The sequence below is a fragment of the Psychrobacillus sp. NPDC096389 genome, assembly GCF_044762855.1.
Classification (GTDB): Bacteria; Bacillota; Bacilli; order Bacillales_A; family Planococcaceae; genus Psychrobacillus.
On the sequence record NZ_JBIWFB010000001.1, the window covers coordinates 413,184 to 433,705 of the forward strand.

A 20,522-nucleotide genomic window follows, 5' to 3' on the forward strand; every position below is an offset into this window, starting at 1 on the left:
CAGGTTTTTAAAAAAACAATATTAGATGGACAGCGTTAACAAATCTTTAATATCTGCATCAGACATTTCCGTAATCCACTGACTAGAATGTATTAGCTCCTCGGATAAAGCTTGTTTTTCGACGAGCAATTTATCAATTTTTTCTTCAATCGTTCCAATTGTAATAAATTTATGCACATGCACAAAATTAGTCTGACCAATACGATATGCACGATCCGTCGCCTGATTTTCAACAGCGGGATTCCACCACCGGTCAGCATGTAATACATGGTTTGCGGCGGTTAAATTTAGACCAGTACCACCAGCTTTTAACGATAAAAGGAAAACAGGGAATTCCTTCGCTTGAAAAGCCTCTACTAAATGGTCACGCTGGTTTTTCGGCATACTGCCGGTTAAAAACGGTGCGTCTACATCGTATAGTTCCGTTAAGCAATGCTGCAATAAATGTCCCATACCAATATATTGGGTGAAAATAAGACATTGTTCGCCACGAGCTGCAATTTCCCCTGCAAGTGTGACGATCTGTGCCAACTTTTCAGAACGTTCGAGCATGTCTTCCGCATCATCAAATGGTTCTTTCAAATAGAGCGCAGGGTGATTACAAAGTTGTTTTAGCTTACTAAGCATTTTTAGTATAAGTCCTTTTTTCTCAAAACCAGAAAGTGTGTCCAACTTGCTCACCGTTTCTTGAATAAGCGATTCATATAGCGCTGCTTGCTCGGTCGTCAACGCACAATATTCCCGTTGTTCCAGTTTTTCAGGTAAGTTCAGCAGTAATTCTGGATCTTGTTTCGTTCTTCTTAATAAGAACGGCTGAATCTTGATGCGTAACTTATGCTTAGTAGCATCGGAATTATCCCGTTCAATTGGGGCTATATAGTTTTCCTGGAATTTGCCGAATGATCCTAAATACCCTTTATGGATAAAATCGAAAATGGACCATAACTCAGATAATCTGTTTTCAACAGGTGTACCAGTTAAGGCAATATGATGTGCACCTCTTAGTTTTCGAATAGCACGCGACTGTTTCGTATGCATATTTTTAATGTTTTGCGCCTCATCTAGTGTGATACTAGACCATACAACTTCTTCTAACGATTCGACATCTTGCATAGCAGTACCAAATGTTGTAATGACAACATCTGCGGTCATATCTATTTCCTTCGTACGAGCAGACCCATAATGCGTTTGAACTTTTAAGGAAGGTGCAAACTTTGCCAGCTCTTTTTGCCAGTTTCCTAAAACGGAAGTCGGACAAATAATGAGCGAAGGCGTTTCTCGTTTTTCATTTTCATGCACATGCAATAAATAGGATATTAACTGAACCGTTTTTCCAAGTCCCATATCATCCGCTAAACAAGCACCAAATTGTTCATTTCGCATGAACACAAGCCATTCTAGCCCGAGTTGCTGATAAGGGCGAAGCGTCGTCAATAAATTAGACGAAACATCGACTGCAGGAAATCCTTTTTTCTCTGAAAGTTGTTCCATCAGGGTTTGAAGTGATTTTTGCATTTCAAATTGGAATAATGGATCCTCATTCGACTCTTCGTCATCGTCTAGCATAAGTGCCATTTCTTCAGGAATCTCTCGGAACAATAGCTCTTTTACCGTCCAATTTTCATCTTCTGATTTCTTCATTAATTCACGAATTTCATGCATCCAAGCGGCATCTATGCGAAACCATTCATTTCCTGCTTGAATATACGAGCGGTTTTCATTTACCATTTGTTGAAAAGCTTCTGCAGAAATTTCTTGTCCATTTAAAGAGAAACTCCAGTTAAATTGCAATATTTCATTGAGACCAGCAGTAGTTTTATACGCATTGGCCGTTTTGGCAATCGTTTTGACACGCATTTTCGTCTCTTTTACTGCCTTTAGCCATGCAGGAAGGACTATTTCAAATCCAAGCGCTTGTAATTTTACTAAATCATCTCGCAAGAATATACGCACTTCTTCATCCGATAAAGTGGAAGAGAAGAATATATCTGAATTTTGACTATCAATGGACGAAATGAGTGAAAACATTTTCGTTTGTACTTCTTCTATAAAATTGCTGTATTCACTCCATTTATCCGGTAATGCCTCTTTGATAGGTAGTGACTTTTTTCGGAATGCAGGTGTCCAGTAAACACTGCTTTTCTTCCCTCGAACGACTGTTTCAAGTAACCATGTATCATCGAGTGCTTCCGGTTCAGACAAACGCAATGCGACGAGTATATTCGGATGGGTAGTTTGCGATTTGATCGGCCAACCACCTTGCTGAAAAAATGGGATAAGGGCAGGTATATCTTCCATCGCAAGGCCAGCTTGATAAAGCTTTTGTGTCACCGCATTCGATATAAGAGCTTTCGCTTTTTCATCAATTGGTGCTTTTACTTCGAATATATTATCTTCTAGTTGGAGCTGGTCCCATAAATTCGGGCTAGCCCAAACATTCGCAGCTTCTTTAAATGTTTGCAGCCAATTGGTAGAATCCTCATTTCCACCTGAAAAAGTGACGAAAGGATGGGTTTTACCGGAAAAAAGTTCCACCAATTCAACAGGCGAAGCTATTAGTGCATTTTCTTCCAATTGCGCGGTTAGACCAAAAAAACTTTCCCGATGGTCTATATATAAGTAGGGTACCCATTGGTCGGCTGGAGCGGTGTGCGTCGTTAAATGGAAATATCCGTTTTCAGTAGCGCTAATTTTAAGCGAAAAATCTTTTGTAATAGATAAAGGCTGGGTCATAATGGCAAGTTTCCTTTCTCTATTTCTTGTTGTAATGCACGAAGACGTCTGTATTTTTCACGTATGTTTTCTACATATGCATTCCAGTAATCTGTTTCATTTGATTTCTTTGCAACTTGTTTCATCTTTTTCCAAATTCGAACGGCTTGTTTGTAGCTATAGCGGTTTTTTTCTTGGATAAAGCGCATCGCATAATGATGGTAGAGGGGAAGCAATACTTCAGGAGCTTCTTCTTTCACAACAGATAGCCCGCAAGCCTCTGCATATTCAAGCGATGAATTTGCCGACTGATGTAGCGCCATCCAATCACGATAGCGCTTCTCTTTTAACAACAAAGTCGAATAAGACTGTATGCCATACAGTCCAAATGATTGGTATAGTCCTTCAAGTTCTTCTGCTTCTAACTGAATCGAAGCAAATAACAATTCTAATCGGCGTATAAGCATGACTCGAGATGGATTTGTGACAACTTCATTCAAATAGTAGGAAATGTGGGGCAATAATTTTCTTGCCAGATTATTCACCATATCTTTATTGGTCAGATGAAGTGCTTTTTCGCACACTTCTAACCATTCTAATAGTTGCTCTGTTTCCATTTTTTCTGCCGCGGCAAGCAACTCATCTGTCATCGATAATGTCAGATAAAAATACGGCAACACGATATTTAAAGGGATATCCTCATCAGTTTTATCTAGTTGCTCTAAGTACTTCACTTCTTCGATACGCTTCGCTTTATCCGTGACTAATGCATCCCAAAATGCTAAATACACATGTTTTCGGAAACGAAAAAGGGATTCTGTTTCGAAATAGAAGGAGCGTACTTTTGCCATCATATCATCGTAAAAAGGATCTGCTGCAAACATTCTCGGTTTGGAAGCAAATTGTGCTAAATAATCATCCATTTCTTCCACGTACTCATGTAAAAAATGAAAAACACGATTGCGCATATTTGAATCCGCAAAAGGCTCTAAGTAAGGCCAAATTTTAACTAATATCGATAGATTGACATACACATCATAGATCGGCTGCCATTCTCTTTCAAAAGGACGAGACTTTCGAATTTGCGCTTTCAAATCATGTACAGCAAACTCTAACAAGTAAAAACTCGTAGGCGGATATTGGGAAATGAACTTTCGGAAAAAGTTTTCTACGATAAGCTCCCAGTTTCTAGGACTACGTTCATCTTTTAACAAAGTTAACTGCGTCAGATCATCATTAGAACGCCAATCTGAAATCCATGTCGACAAGGAATCATTTTGTTGATACAAATAAAAAACAGCTGCCACAATATGCCGACAAGGCTTTTGCATCGGACAAGGGCAGTTAAAACGATCTTGTAAAAGGTTATAAGAGACTTCAATATTGCTCACATCACGAATAGTGAAATCCACTTTATGTTCTTGAGGATAATAATTAGATATAGAAACTGCTCCGTTACGCACAAAAAAAGCGGCACGTCGAACAAGCTCCTCATCCTCTAAAATAGCAGGATGGAGTTTCTTTTCAATCGTAACCATTGATTGGTTAATATACTTTTTATAATGCGCGGCAAGTTTTTGGTAAGAAGTAAGGGTCAAGGGAATCTCTCCTAAGAAAAAAGGCTTTCCTTCCATTATACGGTCAATCGTACCAGAATAAAAGCCGCACCATCTATTTTTCACAAAAGAAAAGATTTAATAATTTTTACGTATTTTTTGAAGGAAACGTCTTCGTTCTTTTTCATCTGTTGAAACAGTTACGATATCCATCATTAATTCTCGAAATTCTTTCAGTGGCATAAGCGGAGAGACGTATTCCTCTTGAAAGGACTCAAGATAGCGTTCTCTACTTTCCCTAGCTTCCAGTCCAGGATTTTTTCTTTTGGATTTTGTACCAACTAGCATTTCTAAAAAATCTTTTTCTGGTATACCGTATTCGATGATAAATTTATGTAATAACTCGATTGGGATGGAAAGATCGCCTCGCTCATATTTCGACAAGACAGAATGGTCAATACCTAGTCTTCTAGAGGCTTCGATTTGTGTAATTTCAAGTTGTTCCCGATACTCGCGAATGCGCTCAAAAAAGGCCATACAATTCCCTCCTATACAATGAAACAAGAATATCGAAATAAGAGGGAAGATCAGTAAAAATCGCCAAAATGGAGATTTTAATACATCAAATTAACTTTTATAGTATATAGGTATTAGGATAATACTACATTGATGAGAAAATTAGGGATTAAAGTGATAGAAAGGAAGTGTGAAAAATAAAGAAAATAAAGTTACATATACCAGATTTATTGGGGCTTCACAATTACCAACCGACGAGAGAACAAGAAAAAATCCAATTAGTTGGTGCGAAAACTAGCAATTTAAAGTATATGATTAGTGATCCCGATAAAGTAAAAACAAGTATTAAACAAATTGTAGCAGAAGATTTTACAGTTTATAATTTGGAGTTTGATTTTGAAGCAGGAACTTTTTCGTTCTGTTTAGAATGCAATGGGCTACAAAACGAATCAGAAATATTACAACAAGTTTTCCAAACATTCGCAGTCCGATGTGGACCGAGAAAGGTCGGTTTTTTTCACTATCCGAAAGGAAGAAATGAATCAACTTCTTTAGTAATAAAATAATGCATTGTCAAAAAGCAAATGCCAGAAACATTTGCTTTTTGATGTGTAAAAGCCGCAAAAACAAACAGATGCACTACACGAAAAATGAAAAATATGATAAACTAATAATAATCAGAAAATTCTAAAACAAGGAGAGGATGACATGCTACTCGTACAATTGATGAAGCCATTTTACACAAAGCTAGAAGGTAATCGAATAAAGTTAGTTTTCGCGTACCAATACTTCTCCATCCGAAAAGATGACGAATTGTTCCATTTCATACCGGTAGAAGGGAAGGAAATTATAGTACATGCGGAAACGTTACAAGTAGAAAATCTATCCGAAATATTTGTATTTCAAAAAGGAAATCGTTTTATCCGATTACCACTGTATCAACTATTACTAGTCTCAGATATTCACATGCATTTACAAACAATCATCGAAACAAATGTGCATAGTGATTTGAGTTCTTCCTCATTAGAAAATGCCGCCCAAGTGATTCAAGAACTAGAACAACAAAACTATGAACGTATGATTGACTATGCATTACTGAATAGAGACGTTAGCCTATTCAACAAACTACAACAATTCAAAGAACATAACGGAGGTTTCCCAATTGAATAATCCGAACACATAAAAACACCTAACGAAAAAAGACGATAGGTGTTTTTATGATTAATAAAACGGTGTAAAAAAGTACAAAAATAATACAAATCCACTCGATCCAAGTACACCAAACAATATATCCCCCCAGCTGATTCCGATCCATTTGTCGATTTTCATATCCTTCGACTCCTTTCTACGTAAATTTCCCGGGAAATATCTCGATTCAACGTATAAGTCGAATAAACAACTCAAAAGTTACACACATTATTCCCTAAAACCCAACAAGCCATACATTCAGGCTATGAGAGTGTAGCTGCCTTGAGTGTTACAGGTGCCAGGCACCTGTAACACTCTCGTAACAAAACTTTAGGCAATAATCTTTCGTCTCAAAAACTTAGAAAATATGTCGATATAAAAAGAAATGCTGGAGTGGAGGTGCGGATAAGATGCTTGGTAAATGGAATGCGTCAGGTTTGTCGATTATCAGAAATATGAATACACAGTGGGCGATCGCGAATAAGTCGATGGAGCGAATTTCAACAGGCTATCGAATTAATCGCGCTGCAGATGATCCAGCAGGACTGGCTATTTCAGAAAAAATGCGTGCACAAATTCGTGGTCTTGGTCAAGCGGCTCGCAACATCCAAGATGGCATTTCACTCCTTCAAACGGCAGAAGGCGCACTCAACGAAACACACTCCATCCTACAGCGAATGAGAGAACTAAGCGTACAATCTGCAAACGACACATTAACAGATAATGATAGAAGTCAGTTAGCAATTGAATTTGATGAATTAAAAAAAGAAATTTCACGAATTGCAAGCGATACTGAATTTAATACAAAAACACTACTCGATGGCTCTCAAAGTTCTTTGAAAATTCAAGCAGGTGCAAATGCAGGACAACAGATAGAGCTGACAATAGGCAACATGGGGGCATCCGCAATCGGGGGCGATTCCCTATCCATTTCTACTAGAGATGGAGCCAATAATGCAATCGGTCAATTGGACAAAGCAATCACTAAAGTATCAAATGAACGATCCCGAATGGGGACGTATACAAATAGATTAGAGCATGCATACAATAATGCGGTGAACATGGAAGAAAATTTAACCGCTGCGGAATCACGAATACGAGATGCAGACATTGCAAAAGAAATAATGGCCATGACAAAAGCAAATATATTAATGCAGGCCGGACAATATGTACTAAGCATGCATATGCAACAAGCACAATCCATATTGCAATTACTAAAATAATCGTTATATTTCCACACACAATCGCGAATGCAACTCTTCGCGATTGTTTTACGTTAACCGAGAGCTTGAGATTGTTACCGGTGCCAGGCACCCGTAACAATCACGTAACAAATCTGTCCATATGGTAGGTTTTAGGGTAATATAGGTTTAGAGAGTTTAAAAGGGGGAATTGGGATGAAGAGGATTTCCGCATTTGCGACCATGACCATATTGATTACCATTGGTTTAGTGTTTGCTCCGATTTCTGCAATGGCAGCACCGATTGACGAAGTAAAAAAACTAGTTAACGAGCATTATATGGGAGAAATTCCGACCAATTTACAAACTATGTCTTCGATTGAGGATATTACTTTGAAATTAGATCCGTATTCCACCTATTTTACGAAAGAAGAATTTGAAAATTACACGAGCTCTATTAATAATACGACGACAGGTATTGGCGTCATCATTGAGGAACATGAAAAAGGGATTCAAATAGTAAGCACGTTTGAAGGTGCTGCTGCCTCACTTGCTGGGCTGGAGCCTGGCGATATTATTGTTGCGGTGGACGGAGTGATGACGAAAGAAATGTCGATTCAACAGGCATCTTCGCTCATTACCGGCAAAGCAGGAACAACCGTAAAACTAGAAGTGCTAAAAGCTACGAATGTAACAAAAACGTACAACATCACACGAAGTAAATTTACGGTTCCCGCTGTGACAAAGCAACTTTTATATGGAAATGTTGGATATATCGCTCTGAATACATTTTCAGATGACGGTGCAACACTCGTACAACAGGCAAAAGATGCACTTCAAAAGCAAGGAGCTACTTCATTTATCGTGGACTTACGAAATAATGGCGGTGGCTTTGTACATACGGCGGAGGAGCTAGTTGGTTTATTTCCAAAAAGCCCTTATGCATATGGGCTTCAAACAAGGGAACAAGATGGACTGGTAAAATCTGTGCAGCAGTCATCTCTATTTCCAACAAATACAAAAGTACTCGTAAATGGGTATAGCGCAAGTGCTTCTGAAATGGTCGCTGGAGCGCTACTTGACCAACAATCTGCCACACTTTACGGCCAATCGACATATGGCAAAGGCTCGATGCAATCGTTTTACAACTTATCTGATGGTTCCTACTTAAAACTGACGGTAGCAAACTTCACGGGACCAAAAGGGACGACTATCCACAAAACCGGTGTCAAACCACAAATTGCGACAGCAGTAGGGAAAGAGCTAGAAAAAGCCCATTCAGATGCGATTATCGAAGCGAATAAAACATACAAAAAAATGTCAGCACTTCAAAATGTGCCAACAACGAAAGAATTTACGATTATATTTTCTAACACAGTAGTATCAAACAAACAGCAAAAAATAGAACTGATCAAATTGGGAACTGCGAACAATGTACCAGTCAACATCAAGCAAAAATCACATAACCAGTTCGTGGTAACACCAACAGCACCACTAGAAAAAGGAGCAGCCTACTTACTACTCATTCATCCAACATTCCAAGCAAAAACGGGAGAGTTGATGAAAACTGGTGCTTACGCAGAAGTAACTGTTCAGCCATAAGAGGGGGAACAAAGGAATGTTTTTTGAATTTCGATTTTGGAAATACCTATTTAACAAAAACGAATTAATTGGGTCACTAAAAGATACAAAGATGCACGGCTTTGAAAAGCGTGTCTGGCTAGTCGCATTACTTGGGGTCGTCTTGTTTGCACTTCGCGATATATGGGGAATGCACACAGAAGAGCTTACCTCTATATTCGTAGGTGGCTTTGAAGATACATTCGTAATCGCAAGAGCGACTTCCTTAATAGGGTCCATCATTTGGTCTATCCTATATATGGCGTTTCATTTTTTCGGAATCGCCTTTCTTTTACATAAGATAACGAATATGGAACTGTCGAAAGTGGCGGTAATACAGCTATTCGTAGTGGCACTACTTTTAATGGAAAAAGCATTTGTCTTTTTATTGTACGTAGTCGTTGGCTATACAACAGACTTTTCCATTTTATCATTTGGACCACTCGCTGCTACATTTTTAGATAGTGATTTCTTTACTTATTTTTTTAATGAATTATCGATCATCACAGGACTAGTAATTGCTATCCAGTTTCGTTTTTTACGAGCATTTACGGAAATGTCTGCTCGTAATCTATTAATTATTTTAATAGTGATTCAGGTCATCCTTGCTTTATTCATTGCGGGAATCCAAGTACTTCCATTAGAAGCATGGTTCGAAGGGGGGCAAGCCGTATGAACAAAATGGTAACAATCTCTATTGCCATTGTCGTATCTACATTCATTGCGTCCAATGCAATTCTATTATTTTCCAATAAAAGTGAAATCGCAAGATCGTATTATATACATGAATATGACCGCGTACATGAAAGTACATATGCAAAAGAACTGGAAAAAGAATCAGTCGTTGTCCCTGCAAATGAAGTGATGGTCACAATAGATGTTGATGCGGTTGACGACATAGCAGTGTTAGAAGGAGACATCGTACAAGAAGGAACGGAGCTTGCATTATTAAATACTCAGTCTGCTGACACACAGCGAGCGAACTGGGAAACTGAGCAACAGGCGTACATGGAAGAACAATCACGACTTAATGACATTATAGAAAATTTAGAATCGGAGCGTTACGGAGCAGGCTCCAATTCGACGAGTAATCATTCTGCAGGAGACGGTGAAACAGACGTGAATGTGCAAGTCGACGTGAATGTTTCACCAGAAGGAAACTACGCTCAAGCAATAGCAGAAACCGAACTAAAAATTGCCGAGATAGACCGCAAGTTACAAATCATCAGCAATCAGCTCAATCAAGAATCGGGTACAACGGCGCTACTAAGCCCAATAGAAGGTAACATCGCCGCAATCGAAGAACGAAGCGGAACGTATTTTATCACGATTTATGCGAATGAAAAATCAGTCATCACATATGCAAAAGAAGACGAATGGCACCAAATAAACGAAGGCCAACGAGTGAATAACTACTCTGCCCACCGAGAAGGCGTAGTAGAGGGGAACGTATCGGTCAAAGCCCAAGTACCAGCAAACGAATCCAAATGGCGAAAAGCATATGAACAATTTGGTGAAAAAACGAAAGAACCCGTATATGAAGTGCAAATCGAAGTAGATGAACAACTAGAAACATTGCCATTTGCCGCCAACATAAACTCGGTCATCATAACAAAAGAAGCTGAAAATGCAATTCGCGTAAAAGCAGACTGGCTCCTTAATCGTTCAGAAGAAACAGCCGAAGTATACACACTTTCAGACGACGGGAAAATCATACGAACGCAAGTAAACGTACCATTCGACTTAAAACAATACGCCATTCTATCAGAAGGCATACAAAGTGAAAGCATCCTACTAAACGCAGACACAAAAACCGACGAAGCACCAGCTTTCCTGCCATTCCCACGCGATCTTCCATCCTGGAACAGCATCAAAGCAATCGGCTGGAAAGACTACGTCAAATACCTAACATACAAATAAGCATACAAAAAGATATACAAAGAAATAGACGAAGAAACATCCATAAAAATATACACAGAAAAAGTCCAGAAGTTGCCCTCGCAACATCTGGACTTTTTGTTACTCTTGCCTAATGTTACAAGTATGTTACTGGTGCCAGGCACCAGTAACATACTTGTAACAATCGATTTATCCACCGCCTTGATCGAAATCTCCCCTTAACAACTGAAAGTAACTTCGTTATACTAATGTAATGATATAAAAGTAGTAAGTGAATATTGATGAATTCAGGAACAAAGCGTACAGTAATCTATATAACATACAAACTACTGTATGGTCCGTTATCTTCTTATTCCTTTCGTACTGTCGTCAATCAAACAAATTTCATTTTTAACAAGGAGGCCCTTAAGTGAAAGAATGGAAAATTTACGCCATGCTCGTGTTCGTCATGTTCAGTTGGGGTGCCAACCTTCCTATACTAAAATATTTAGTTACAGTAGTGCCACCCGTCACATTAACAGCATTTCGAATACTGTGTGCCAGCATAGCAGTGTTTGTTATTTTATGGAAAATGAAACTTCTTCGTAAGCCGACGAAGCAAGAATGGAAATTTATATTACTAGGCTCACTCACCAATGTCGTCCTACATCACTATTTCCTAAACATCGGCTTATCCATCACAAGTGGAACACACGGAGGGCTCATATTAGGAACAGGTCCAATGCTAACAGCCATTTCAGCGGCATTAATATTAAAATTCTTTCCTACTAAAATTCAATGGCTTGGTTTAGTATTTGGGCTTGCCGGAGTGAGCGTCTCCATTTTAGTTGGCGGCGGAGAATCAAACGGTGCGAATATCGGAGACTTCTACGTATTTCTAGCTATTTTAGCGCAAGTACTAAGCTATATGGTTGTAAGTAAAGCCGCAGCAACGCTTGATCCGAGATTGCTCACTGCATATATGATGCTAATCGGTGCAGTCGTGCTCTCCATCATTAGCTTTATTCAAGAACCAGGCGGCATTACCGCATTTGGAGAAACAAATGGATTCTTTTGGACGATATTTCTAGTATCTGCACTTATTTGCACAGCCGTAGGTCATATGATGTATAACTATGCGGTAGGTAAAGCAGGTGCAACGAAATCAGCGATCTTCATGAACCTTAATCCACTGTTCTCACTGATTCTATCCGCCATTTTCCTAGGCGAGATACTTACAGGACGCCACTTTATCGGTCTATTCCTGATCATTATAGGAGTTATGCTCGGGTCCGGAGCAGCCGAAGACATGTGGAAAAAGCATAAAGAAAAAAGAGTAGTCGAATAAAGTTTAGTAAGAGGACGGAGGAATATTGAAAATGACAATTGTCAGCTTCCTACTAATTGCTTGGATTTTAAGCTGGTTTAAATTTGAACAACTTTTCATCCAAGCAATTAAAGAACTTTTCAAAAAAGAAGTGTCCAAAGCAACGTACTACTTCGTCTTTTTCTGTATAGGAGTAGTTGGCGACATCACCCTACTCTTAAATGGAACATTTTACGATTACCTATAAAAATTGTTACAAGTGCCTGGCACTCGTAACAATTTTTTTTATTTTCATCATGACCCCCTTAAACGAAAAAGCTCGTACGAATAATAGAGTGTTCGAACAAAGTAACATGGACAAATTCTATTTGAGGTGATTGGAATATGCAGATGAAATGGAAGAAAACTGGAGCAGCTCTATTAGTTGCAACCCTAACAGTAACAGGTAGTGGATATGCGTGGGCAAATGAAAACTTGTTCGATACAGTAGATTTGAACAAAGTGATAAAAACAAGTGAGCAGACAACGGAAACTGCTACAAAAACAACAGAAGATTCCAAGAGTGACGTAGTAAACGCAGAAGTGACAACTGGAGACACTGTAGGAATTGACATTGAAATTCCCGAAGGATACACAGCTGGGAATCTAGAAGCACTCTCAAAAGCATATGACAATGCCGGGAATGAAACTGCTAAAGCGGCAATCAAACGAAATGCAGAACGTGCTATTGAAAAATTCGAAGCATCACAAAAAGTTGAACCAGAAGCTCCGGAAAGCGAAGAGCCTAAAGTTGAACACCAAAAAGTGGAACAACCAGTAGTGGAAGCGCCAAAAATTGAAACACCAAAAGTAGAACAACCAAAAGTCGAAGAGCCTACTAAGGAAGAACCTACTAAAGAAGTTCCAGCTAAAAAAGTAGAAAAAGAAGAACGCAAAGCGCTTCAAGCTGAACAAAAAGCAGAGCGTAAAGCACTTCAAGAAAAACAAAAAGAAGAACGCAAAGCATTACAAGCAGAACACAAAGCTGAAAAACAAGAAAACAAAAAGAACAAAAAAGACGAAGATAAAAACGAAGATTAATCATTTCACAAAATAACCGCTTTTCATTTACCGAACAGCCCTTTACAATAAAAGGGAATCGGTCAAAGTGAGAACGGAGGGTATGTATGCTTTTGTCCATTATTCAAGGGTTATTCAAAACAAAAACAAAACAAACAACAAATGAGCTTGCTCAAAAGGCGAAAGCAGGCGATGAGGAGGTTCTTAGTGACCTCCTTTTCGCCTTTACCCCATTTATTAAAAAAACAGCATCCTTTATTTGCAAAAGACCGATTGACGAGCATGATGAAGAATTCAGTGTAGCAATAAATGGATTTCATGAAGCGGTAATGGCTTTTGATCCATCAAAAGATGCCTCTATCCAAACATTTGCCCATTTAATCATCAAAAGACGCATGGTCGATTTCATTCGAAAAGAAGCCACGAGAAACGAGAAAGTGTTATTAATGCAGGCTTCCGAAGAAGAGGCAGCTACATCGGAACAACATTTTCTATTAGATAAACAATCTATAAATACATACATAGAAGAACAGCGAACCGCTACTAGAAGAGAAGAACTGGTCCTTTACAGAAAATTATTAGCACTATTTAATTTAACATTTGATGAGCTTACAAAAGTAGCACCAAGACATGCGGATGCAAGAAAAACGGCTTTTCAAATAGCGCAAATTATTGCCGAAACTGAAGAATTCTATAATCATTTAATGAAAACCAAACAACTACCATTGAAAGAAATCGAAGCAATCGTCGAGGTATCTCGAAAAACATTGGAACGGCACCGCAAATATATAATCGCCGTTGTCTTACTGTTAAACAGTGACTTCGTTTATATAAAAGAGTATGTAAAAGGAGAAATCATATGATGCGCACATACAAGGGCATTGTTTGCGAGAAGAAAAGTAAATACTCGGTATTCCTAACGAAAGAAGGCAAGTTTCTACGTGGCATTCCGACCAATCCAAATCCGGAAATTGGGGAAGAAGCAGAGTTTCATTTAGTAGCAGCCCCCCAGCGCCGAAAGCGAATGAAACCTTTTCTCATTGGACCAGCTCTTGTCGCAGCAGTGTTACTTGTATTTTTAGTGGCATCTTTAATTCCCCAAACGAGTAGTGCGTTAGCGGCTTATGTACAGTTGGAAGGTGAAACAGCACTAGAACTTGGATTAAATGAGGAAGGCAACGTCATGTCTCTAAAGTCCTTGGATGATAAACCGACACCACGTATAGATGAATGGGAAGGACTTCCATTAACGATAGTCTTAGATAAAGTGGTAAGCCAGATGAATTCCGAAGTAGAAGAAGTAGAAATAATCATGGTTTATGAAAATGAAGAACAAGCGGATACAAAGAAAATCGTAGAAGAAGCAGTCCGCACCATACAAAACGAGCACACTCACCGGACTTGGAACGTCTCAGAAAGCACAGAAGAAGAACGAATAAAAGCAAACCAAAACAATCAAACAATCAATCAATTGAGAAAAACGGAACAAGCAACAGAACCAACAAAAAAGAAAGAACTACTTCCGATACCAGTACAACCGCCTGTCCATGAAAATAAGCAAGAGCAGCAAGCACCACCTAAAGAAAACAAACAGCCTAAAGTAGAAAAACAAGAAATAAAACAACAAGAAAAATTACAAAAGCAAACCGAAAAAGCAGAACAAAAGTTAGAAAAGAAAAACAACAACAGCAATCAGGGAAGCAAAAATCATGATAACCAAGGTAAACAAAACAACAACAATAATCAGGGAAATAAAAATAACCATAATAATAATCAAGGAAACCAGAATAACAGCAATCAAGGAAATAAAAATAAAGAAGGGAACAATAACAAAGAAGGAAACAATAACGACAAATAATAACGCACCAAAAAAGAGAGCGACTCCCTAGCGAATCGCTCTCTTTTTTTAGTAACTAGTTTATTGTTACAGAGATGTTACTGGTGCCTGGCACCAGTAACATCCCTGTAACATCTCAAAAACTACGAATTTCGAAATATATAAAAATACAATTGACTTTATAATTATGCAGAAGTATACTGATTTTAATATAAACGAAGAGGTGAACGAAATGAAAGTTGGTATTATTGGTGCAACGGGTTATGGAGGGCTAGAGCTCATTCGGCTTCTTCACAGCCACCAAGAAGTTGAAAACATTGATTTGTTCACTTCTTCGGAAGAGGGAATTCAGTTTTCGAATAAATATACACATTTATTGAATATTTACGATCAGAAATTACTGAAAATCGAAAATGATAAACTAGCAAACTACGACGTTATTTTTACGAGCACACCATCAGGAGTCTCCACAGAACTTTTACCTCCATTAATCGGAGCGGGACCAAAACTCATCGATCTGTCAGGTGACTTCCGTTTAAAAAATGCAACCGAATACGAGCAGTGGTACAAAAAAACACCAGCGCCACCGGAAGCAGTCGCGCAAAGTGTATACGGTCTAACGGAATGGAACGAAGAAGCAATTCAGCAAGCGCAATTAATCGCAAATCCGGGTTGCTACCCGACTGCTGTCTTACTCTCTGTACTTCCACTTATCAAAGAAAACCTTATCGATCCATCACAGCTAGTAATCGATGCGAAAAGTGGCATTTCCGGTGCAGGCAACAAGCCGAACCAAATGACCCACTACAGCGAAACGAACGAAAACACAGCGATTTACAAAATTCATGAACACCAACATATACCGGAAATCGAGCAAGCAATCACTAACTTTGCAGGTAAAACAGCGCCGGTCACATTTACAACTCATCTAGTACCAATGACGAGAGGGATTATCTCCACTAGTTATGCACCGGTAACGTCAGGGGTAACAGAACAACAACTCACAAACGCACTAGAAGAAACATACGCCAACCACCCATTTGTCCGAATCATCAAAGAAACGAACAAATTCGGCACGAACCAAGTGTACGGCTCAAACTTCTGTGATGTACACGTGAGACTGGACCCCAGAACGAACCGAGCGACTATCGTTTCGGTGATCGATAACTTAGTAAAAGGAGCAGCCGGGCAAGCGATTCAAAACATGAACGTCCAGTTCGGTTTAGATCAAACGTCAGGCCTTCAGCAAGTCCCACTTTTCATTTAAAACTAGGAGGAATTCATTTGACAACAGTAACTACAATGAAATCAATTTCATATAAAAATATTGCATCACCAAAAGGCTTCAAAGCGACCGGCATCCACTGCGGACTAAAGCATAAGAAAAAAGACTTAGCACTATTAGTCAGCGAAGTCCCTGCAAGTGTTGCAGGAGTATTCACGACGAACGTTTTTCAAGCAGCACCACTACTCGTAACAAAAGAAGTCGTGCAAAACACTGGTAAAATGCAAGCAATCATCGTCAACTCAGGAAACGCAAACTCCTGCACTGGTAAACAAGGGATGACTGATGCCTACACAATGCAACAAAAAACAGCAGAAAAACTAGGCATCAACCCAAACTTAGTAGGCGTTGCTTCCACTGGGGTAATTGGTGAAATCATGAAAATGGAGCCGCTGTTAGAAGGTATCCAAAAATTACACCCGATCGACGAACTGGAAGGTGCGATGGGTTTCGCACAAGCAATCATGACAACAGATACTGTTACAAAAAACACGTCATACAAAACAACAATCGACGGGAAAGAAGTAATCTTTGCCGGAACTGCAAAAGGTTCTGGAATGATCGAACCGAATATGTCGACGATGCTAGGATTTATCACAACTGATGCGAACATCGAATCGAACCATCTGCAAGCAGCGCTTAAATCCATCACCGACGTAACGTTCAACTCCATTACAGTGGATGGTGACACGTCGACAAATGATATGGTTGTCGTAATGGCAAATGGTCTAGCGGAAAACAACACACTTACACCGGAACATCCGGAGTGGGATTGCTTTGTCCAAACGCTCCATGCAGTATCCCAAGATTTAGCGAAAATGATTGCTAAAGACGGGGAAGGTGCAACAAAACTAATCGAAGTGGAAGTGCAAGGAGCAGCGACAGATGAAGAAGCGCGCAAAATCGCAAAAACCGTAGTTGGCTCGCCACTTGTTAAAACGGCTATTTTTGGAAGCGACGCAAACTGGGGGAGAATCATTGCTGCGGTTGGTCGTAGCGGTGCTCAAATTGACCCAAACGCTATCAAAATCAAAATCGGAGACGCTGATGTAGTCGATAAAGGCGAACCAGTACCTTTCTCAGAGGACGATTTATTTAATTATTTAAAACTGCATGAAGTGAAAATTACCGTCGAACTAAATAGTGGCGACGGCCAAGGAATAGCATGGGGGTGCGATCTTACGTATGACTATGTCCAAATCAACGCAACCTACCGCTCCTAAACGCATCGTCGTCAAGCTTGGCGGAAGCATGCTCGAAAGGTTAAATGAAACCCATATCGCGAATTTCAGAAACATGAAACAACAAGGCACCGACCTCATCATCGTCCACGGTGGAGGTCCAGCTATCAATAGGCAACTAGAAAAAAACGGCGTTACCTCTACAACTGTAGGGGGAATCCGCATAACATCCGAAGAAGCAGTAGAAATCGTCCAGTCCACTCTAATCGGTCAAGTAAACCCAACCCTCGTTCACCAGCTGAATAAAGGCGGGATCACTGCAATCGGACTGAGCGGCTATGACAAATTACTAACTTGCACATTTCTAAACAAAGACATATACGGCTTTGTTGGAGAAATAAAAGAAGTGAATGCAAAACTGCTCGATACGCTATTAGCAAACGACATCACACCAGTCATTTCATGCTTCGGCTGCGCCAATGACGGCACACCCCTCAACATAAACGGCGATACGGTAGCGAGCAAGATTGCATTAGCAATAAAAGCAGAAAGCTTGCTACTAGTAACGGACACACCAGGTATTAAAATTGACGGGGAGGTGCAACAGTCTACAACTGCTAAAGCAATAAACGACTGGATCGAATCCGAAGACATATACGGAGGAATGATTCCAAAAGTAACAGCGGCCCTAGATTGTCTAGCGGAAGGCATCCCGTCCGTCCAAATCGTCGGCGAAACACTACAAGGAACGACCATTTTACAGCAGGAGGTATTCGCATGAGCGCATTATTTCAAAACTACGCACGCCGACCAGTCCATATCGTGCAAGGGAAAGGCACGGTTGTTACAGACGAAACCGGAAAACAATATCTCGATTTCACAAGTGGTATCGCCGTCTTAAGTCTCGGCCATGCGCACCCTGCAATAGTAGAAGCTATTCAACAACAAAGTGAAAAACTCTGGCACACTTCAAATTTATTCGAAAGTCCAGAACAAGAAAAACTAGCCGCAACGCTAGTAGAAGATACGCATCTCGCACATGCATTTTTCTGTAACAGCGGAGCAGAGGCAAACGAAGCTGCAATCAAGATGGCACGAAAACACACTGGCAAAAACGTTATCATCACTTTCGAAAAATCATTCCATGGTAGAACATTCGGAGCAATGTCCGCAACCGGTCAAGATAAAGTGCGACAAGGCTTTGGACCATTACTCGAAACATTTCGCACCATCCCGTTCAATGACATATCGGCATTAGAAGCTGCAATCGACGATGAAGTAGCTGCAATTATGCTCGAAGTCATCCAGGGGGAAGGTGGCGTAAACCAAGTCACACCAGAATTCGCACAAGCAATTGCAGACATTTGCGAATCAAAAGGCATTTTGCTCGTTATCGACGAAGTACAAACTGGCATAGTACGCACCGGCACTCGCTACGCATACGAGCAAACCGTCCTAAAACCAGACATTATGACGCTCGCAAAAGGGCTTGGTGGCGGCTTTCCAATCGGCGCTATGCTAGGCACTAGTGCTATATACGACACCTTTAGCCCGGGTACGCACGGCACAACTTTCGGTGGAAACCCACTAGCAGTAGCTGTTGCACAAACCGTCCTAGACAATGCGTTTCAGACCGAATTTATAAATTCAGTAAATGAAAAATCTGATTACTTTTTGGGCAAATTAAAAGAAGCACTTCCAAATCATAAAATAGTCGGCTCAGGACTACTACTAGGAATTGCTTGCGAAGAAGAAGTCGCACCATTCATCGACCAAGCAGAAAAAACCGGCCTATTACTAGTTTCAGCAGGTCCAAATGTCATCCGACTCCTGCCACCACTAACCGTCACAACCGATGAAATCGACCAAGCCGTGGACATACTTTCTTCTATATTAATATAACAAACAATAACTTGAATTAAAGCGCTCAGAGAATCGCTATTCATACCTAGGACCGCCCGATCAATAGGACGGTCTTTTTCCGGTTTTCAAATAAACCTCCGAGCCCAAAAACAACCATTGCAATCACCCATTAATATGGTACACTTTAGAAAAATTGACCAACTATTACCTATAAAAAGGAGCGCACACATGCTAACTTGGCACAAAGAAATCACCATCCCCGTACCAATCGAAACAATATGGAACCTATTTGACCTCGACAACATCCAAAGAGTCATGCCAAACATAGTAGAACACAAACCACTAGAAATAAAAGAAGGTGTCGTCGGCTCCACCTATGAGCAAACCTACAAAGAAGGTAAAAGAACCCAAACGTATATCGTGACAGACATCGAATACGAAAATACCACACATAAAAAACACAACAAAATAGAATTCACCTTAGCGAACTTATTTAAAATTCAAGCTGGATTCACCCTAATTAAAATAGACGATAATTCCACTAGATTTATATACACCGGCCAAAACGAAGGTGTCAATTTCATAGGTCGCATTTTATCTAAGATGGGCAGCAAAAAACAAAACGAAAAAGTAGTAAATGACTTTGTTGAACTAGTACGCACGGAAGCACTAAAAGATCTATAAAACAAAAGCTCTTCGCCAAGGCAAAGAGCTTTTCTATACATAATCACCTCTAAAAATTAGAGGTCATCGTCCAAACCGCCACCGCATCCTCCTTGCCAATATTAAAAAAACGATGGGGCTGCGAACTATCGAAGTAAATACTATCTCCCTGACAAAGTGTATGACACTCTCCTTCTAACTCTATACGCAGACAACCAGACAAAATCATGCCACATTCCTCGCCGCCGTGAAACAAAAAAGGCGTGTCCAAATCCTCTCCAGGCGCGACAATCATCTTAAAAAAACTCATCTGTTTCCCAGTGCTAGGCGACAACAACTCATAACTTACATTCGATCGTACCCGCTTTACCACATTGGCTTCCCCTGCCCGTGTAATGGATACCGCCGTTGCTATATCTGTATCGAAAAAAGAAAAGATCTGCACTTTCAAACTATGACTCAAATTCCAAAGTGTCTCCAAAGAAGGAGAAACCAATCCCCGCTCTATTTGGGAAATCATACTTTGGCTCACACCCGCTGACCTAGCCAGCTCCTCTGACGTCAACCCTTGCAACCTACGCAAATACCGCACTCGTTTACCTATCTCACCTTTTGGAAATTCCAACAAATCCACCCCTTTTGAATAAAAATACAAA

General features: G+C 39.9%; 20 protein-coding genes. 16 read left to right on the plus strand and 4 right to left on the minus strand.

The annotated features are described in order from the left end of the window. Window positions 1-21: 21 nt before the first annotated feature. From ACIQ38_RS02075 to ACIQ38_RS02085, 3 genes are all read right to left on the minus strand, one after another. Window positions 22-2,733 (minus strand): DEAD/DEAH box helicase, encoded by a 2,712-nt coding sequence (locus ACIQ38_RS02075; protein ID WP_402817340.1) that lies wholly within the window; start codon window positions 2,731-2,733, stop codon window positions 22-24. Then, window positions 2,730-4,310: a hypothetical protein gene (locus ACIQ38_RS02080; RefSeq protein WP_402817342.1), complete on the minus strand. Its 1,581-nt coding sequence runs from the start codon at window positions 4,308-4,310 to the stop codon at window positions 2,730-2,732. Before ACIQ38_RS02080 ends, ACIQ38_RS02075 begins: the two co-directional genes overlap by 4 nt. Window positions 4,311-4,406: 96 nt before the next feature. Then, window positions 4,407-4,805: a helix-turn-helix domain-containing protein gene (locus tag ACIQ38_RS02085; RefSeq protein ID WP_402817344.1), complete on the minus strand. Its 399-nt coding sequence runs from the start codon at window positions 4,803-4,805 to the stop codon at window positions 4,407-4,409. A 209-nt stretch (window positions 4,806-5,014) separates the two neighbouring features. Between ACIQ38_RS02085 and ACIQ38_RS02090 the strand changes: the two genes are divergently transcribed. The 16 genes from ACIQ38_RS02090 (at window position 5,015) to ACIQ38_RS02165 (ending at window position 19,887) form a co-directional block, all read left to right on the plus strand. Further along, complete coding sequence (locus ACIQ38_RS02090) at window positions 5,015-5,350, plus strand: hypothetical protein (protein WP_402817346.1); 336 nt, start codon at window positions 5,015-5,017, stop codon at window positions 5,348-5,350. Window positions 5,351-5,492: 142 nt separating this feature from the next. Continuing rightward, window positions 5,493-5,954 carry a transcriptional regulator gene (locus tag ACIQ38_RS02095; protein WP_402817348.1) on the plus strand — a complete coding sequence of 154 codons (462 nt, stop codon included), beginning with the start codon at window positions 5,493-5,495 and terminating at the stop codon, window positions 5,952-5,954. Window positions 5,955-6,382: 428 nt separating this feature from the next. Then, window positions 6,383-7,195, plus strand: coding sequence for a flagellin N-terminal helical domain-containing protein (locus ACIQ38_RS02100; RefSeq protein WP_402817350.1), 813 nt, complete (start codon window positions 6,383-6,385; stop codon window positions 7,193-7,195). A gap of 174 nt (window positions 7,196-7,369) precedes the next feature. Then, the gene (locus ACIQ38_RS02105; RefSeq protein WP_402817352.1) at window positions 7,370-8,755 is read left to right on the plus strand and encodes a S41 family peptidase; all 1,386 of its coding nucleotides are present in this window, start codon (window positions 7,370-7,372) and stop codon (window positions 8,753-8,755) included. 16 nt (window positions 8,756-8,771) lie between these two features. Continuing rightward, window positions 8,772-9,449, plus strand: coding sequence for a hypothetical protein (locus ACIQ38_RS02110; protein WP_402817354.1), 678 nt, complete (start codon window positions 8,772-8,774; stop codon window positions 9,447-9,449). After that, complete coding sequence (locus ACIQ38_RS02115; protein ID WP_402817356.1) at window positions 9,446-10,693, plus strand: efflux RND transporter periplasmic adaptor subunit; 1,248 nt, start codon at window positions 9,446-9,448, stop codon at window positions 10,691-10,693. The genes ACIQ38_RS02110 and ACIQ38_RS02115 overlap by 4 nt, the downstream gene beginning before the upstream one ends. 388 nt (window positions 10,694-11,081) lie before the next feature. Continuing rightward, entirely contained in the window at window positions 11,082-11,999 is a 918-nt protein-coding gene (locus tag ACIQ38_RS02120) for a DMT family transporter (protein ID WP_402817358.1), read from the plus strand. A 25-nt stretch (window positions 12,000-12,024) separates the two neighbouring features. Beyond that, window positions 12,025-12,225 carry a hypothetical protein gene (locus tag ACIQ38_RS02125; RefSeq protein ID WP_402817360.1) on the plus strand — a complete coding sequence of 67 codons (201 nt, stop codon included), beginning with the start codon at window positions 12,025-12,027 and terminating at the stop codon, window positions 12,223-12,225. A 137-nt stretch (window positions 12,226-12,362) separates the two neighbouring features. Continuing rightward, window positions 12,363-13,058, plus strand: a complete 696-nt coding sequence (locus ACIQ38_RS02130; protein WP_402817362.1) for a hypothetical protein — start codon at window positions 12,363-12,365, stop codon at window positions 13,056-13,058. An 86-nt stretch (window positions 13,059-13,144) separates the two neighbouring features. Next, window positions 13,145-13,900 (plus strand): RNA polymerase sigma-I factor, encoded by a 756-nt coding sequence (sigI, locus tag ACIQ38_RS02135; protein ID WP_402817364.1) that lies wholly within the window; start codon window positions 13,145-13,147, stop codon window positions 13,898-13,900. After that, window positions 13,900-14,895 (plus strand): anti-sigma factor domain-containing protein, encoded by a 996-nt coding sequence (locus ACIQ38_RS02140; RefSeq protein WP_402817366.1) that lies wholly within the window; start codon window positions 13,900-13,902, stop codon window positions 14,893-14,895. Before sigI ends, ACIQ38_RS02140 begins: the two co-directional genes overlap by 1 nt. Window positions 14,896-15,106: 211 nt before the next feature. Beyond that, complete coding sequence (gene argC / locus ACIQ38_RS02145) at window positions 15,107-16,141, plus strand: N-acetyl-gamma-glutamyl-phosphate reductase (RefSeq protein WP_402817368.1); 1,035 nt, start codon at window positions 15,107-15,109, stop codon at window positions 16,139-16,141. Window positions 16,142-16,176: 35 nt separating this feature from the next. Next, the gene (argJ, locus tag ACIQ38_RS02150) at window positions 16,177-17,382 is read left to right on the plus strand and encodes a bifunctional ornithine acetyltransferase/N-acetylglutamate synthase (RefSeq protein WP_402819552.1); all 1,206 of its coding nucleotides are present in this window, start codon (window positions 16,177-16,179) and stop codon (window positions 17,380-17,382) included. Continuing rightward, on the plus strand, window positions 17,345-18,121 hold the full coding sequence (gene argB / locus ACIQ38_RS02155) for an acetylglutamate kinase (protein ID WP_402817370.1): 777 nt from the start codon (window positions 17,345-17,347) through the stop codon (window positions 18,119-18,121). The genes argJ and argB overlap by 38 nt, the downstream gene beginning before the upstream one ends. Further along, window positions 18,118-19,242: an acetylornithine transaminase gene (locus ACIQ38_RS02160; RefSeq protein WP_402817372.1), complete on the plus strand. Its 1,125-nt coding sequence runs from the start codon at window positions 18,118-18,120 to the stop codon at window positions 19,240-19,242. The genes argB and ACIQ38_RS02160 overlap by 4 nt, the downstream gene beginning before the upstream one ends. Window positions 19,243-19,431: 189 nt before the next feature. Then, window positions 19,432-19,887: an SRPBCC family protein gene (locus ACIQ38_RS02165; RefSeq protein WP_402817374.1), complete on the plus strand. Its 456-nt coding sequence runs from the start codon at window positions 19,432-19,434 to the stop codon at window positions 19,885-19,887. A gap of 49 nt (window positions 19,888-19,936) precedes the next feature. On the opposite strand, the gene ACIQ38_RS02170 is transcribed toward ACIQ38_RS02165, so the two are convergent. Further along, window positions 19,937-20,500 carry a helix-turn-helix domain-containing protein gene (locus tag ACIQ38_RS02170; protein ID WP_402819555.1) on the minus strand — a complete coding sequence of 188 codons (564 nt, stop codon included), beginning with the start codon at window positions 20,498-20,500 and terminating at the stop codon, window positions 19,937-19,939. Window positions 20,501-20,522 lie beyond the last annotated feature (22 nt).

Excerpts from the sequence above, each read along its gene's own strand:
- ACIQ38_RS02105 (WP_402817352.1), top strand. The coding sequence starts at position 7,370 with ATGAAGAGGATTTCCGCATTTGCGACCATGACCATATTGATTACCATT.
- ACIQ38_RS02095 (WP_402817348.1), top strand. The coding sequence starts at position 5,493 with ATGCTACTCGTACAATTGATGAAGCCATTTTACACAAAGCTAGAAGGT.
- argB (WP_402817370.1), top strand. The coding sequence starts at position 17,345 with ATGACTATGTCCAAATCAACGCAACCTACCGCTCCTAAACGCATCGTC.
- ACIQ38_RS02100 (WP_402817350.1), top strand. The coding sequence starts at position 6,383 with ATGCTTGGTAAATGGAATGCGTCAGGTTTGTCGATTATCAGAAATATG.
- ACIQ38_RS02115 (WP_402817356.1), top strand. The coding sequence starts at position 9,446 with ATGAACAAAATGGTAACAATCTCTATTGCCATTGTCGTATCTACATTC.
- ACIQ38_RS02110 (WP_402817354.1), top strand. The coding sequence starts at position 8,772 with ATGTTTTTTGAATTTCGATTTTGGAAATACCTATTTAACAAAAACGAA.
- ACIQ38_RS02075 (WP_402817340.1), bottom strand. The coding sequence starts at position 2,733 with ATGACCCAGCCTTTATCTATTACAAAAGATTTTTCGCTTAAAATTAGC.
- argC (WP_402817368.1), top strand. The coding sequence starts at position 15,107 with ATGAAAGTTGGTATTATTGGTGCAACGGGTTATGGAGGGCTAGAGCTC.
- sigI (WP_402817364.1), top strand. The coding sequence starts at position 13,145 with ATGCTTTTGTCCATTATTCAAGGGTTATTCAAAACAAAAACAAAACAA.
- ACIQ38_RS02160 (WP_402817372.1), top strand. The coding sequence starts at position 18,118 with ATGAGCGCATTATTTCAAAACTACGCACGCCGACCAGTCCATATCGTG.
- ACIQ38_RS02165 (WP_402817374.1), top strand. The coding sequence starts at position 19,432 with ATGCTAACTTGGCACAAAGAAATCACCATCCCCGTACCAATCGAAACA.
- argJ (WP_402819552.1), top strand. The coding sequence starts at position 16,177 with ATGAAATCAATTTCATATAAAAATATTGCATCACCAAAAGGCTTCAAA.
- ACIQ38_RS02140 (WP_402817366.1), top strand. The coding sequence starts at position 13,900 with ATGCGCACATACAAGGGCATTGTTTGCGAGAAGAAAAGTAAATACTCG.
- ACIQ38_RS02085 (WP_402817344.1), bottom strand. The coding sequence starts at position 4,805 with ATGGCCTTTTTTGAGCGCATTCGCGAGTATCGGGAACAACTTGAAATT.
- ACIQ38_RS02130 (WP_402817362.1), top strand. The coding sequence starts at position 12,363 with ATGCAGATGAAATGGAAGAAAACTGGAGCAGCTCTATTAGTTGCAACC.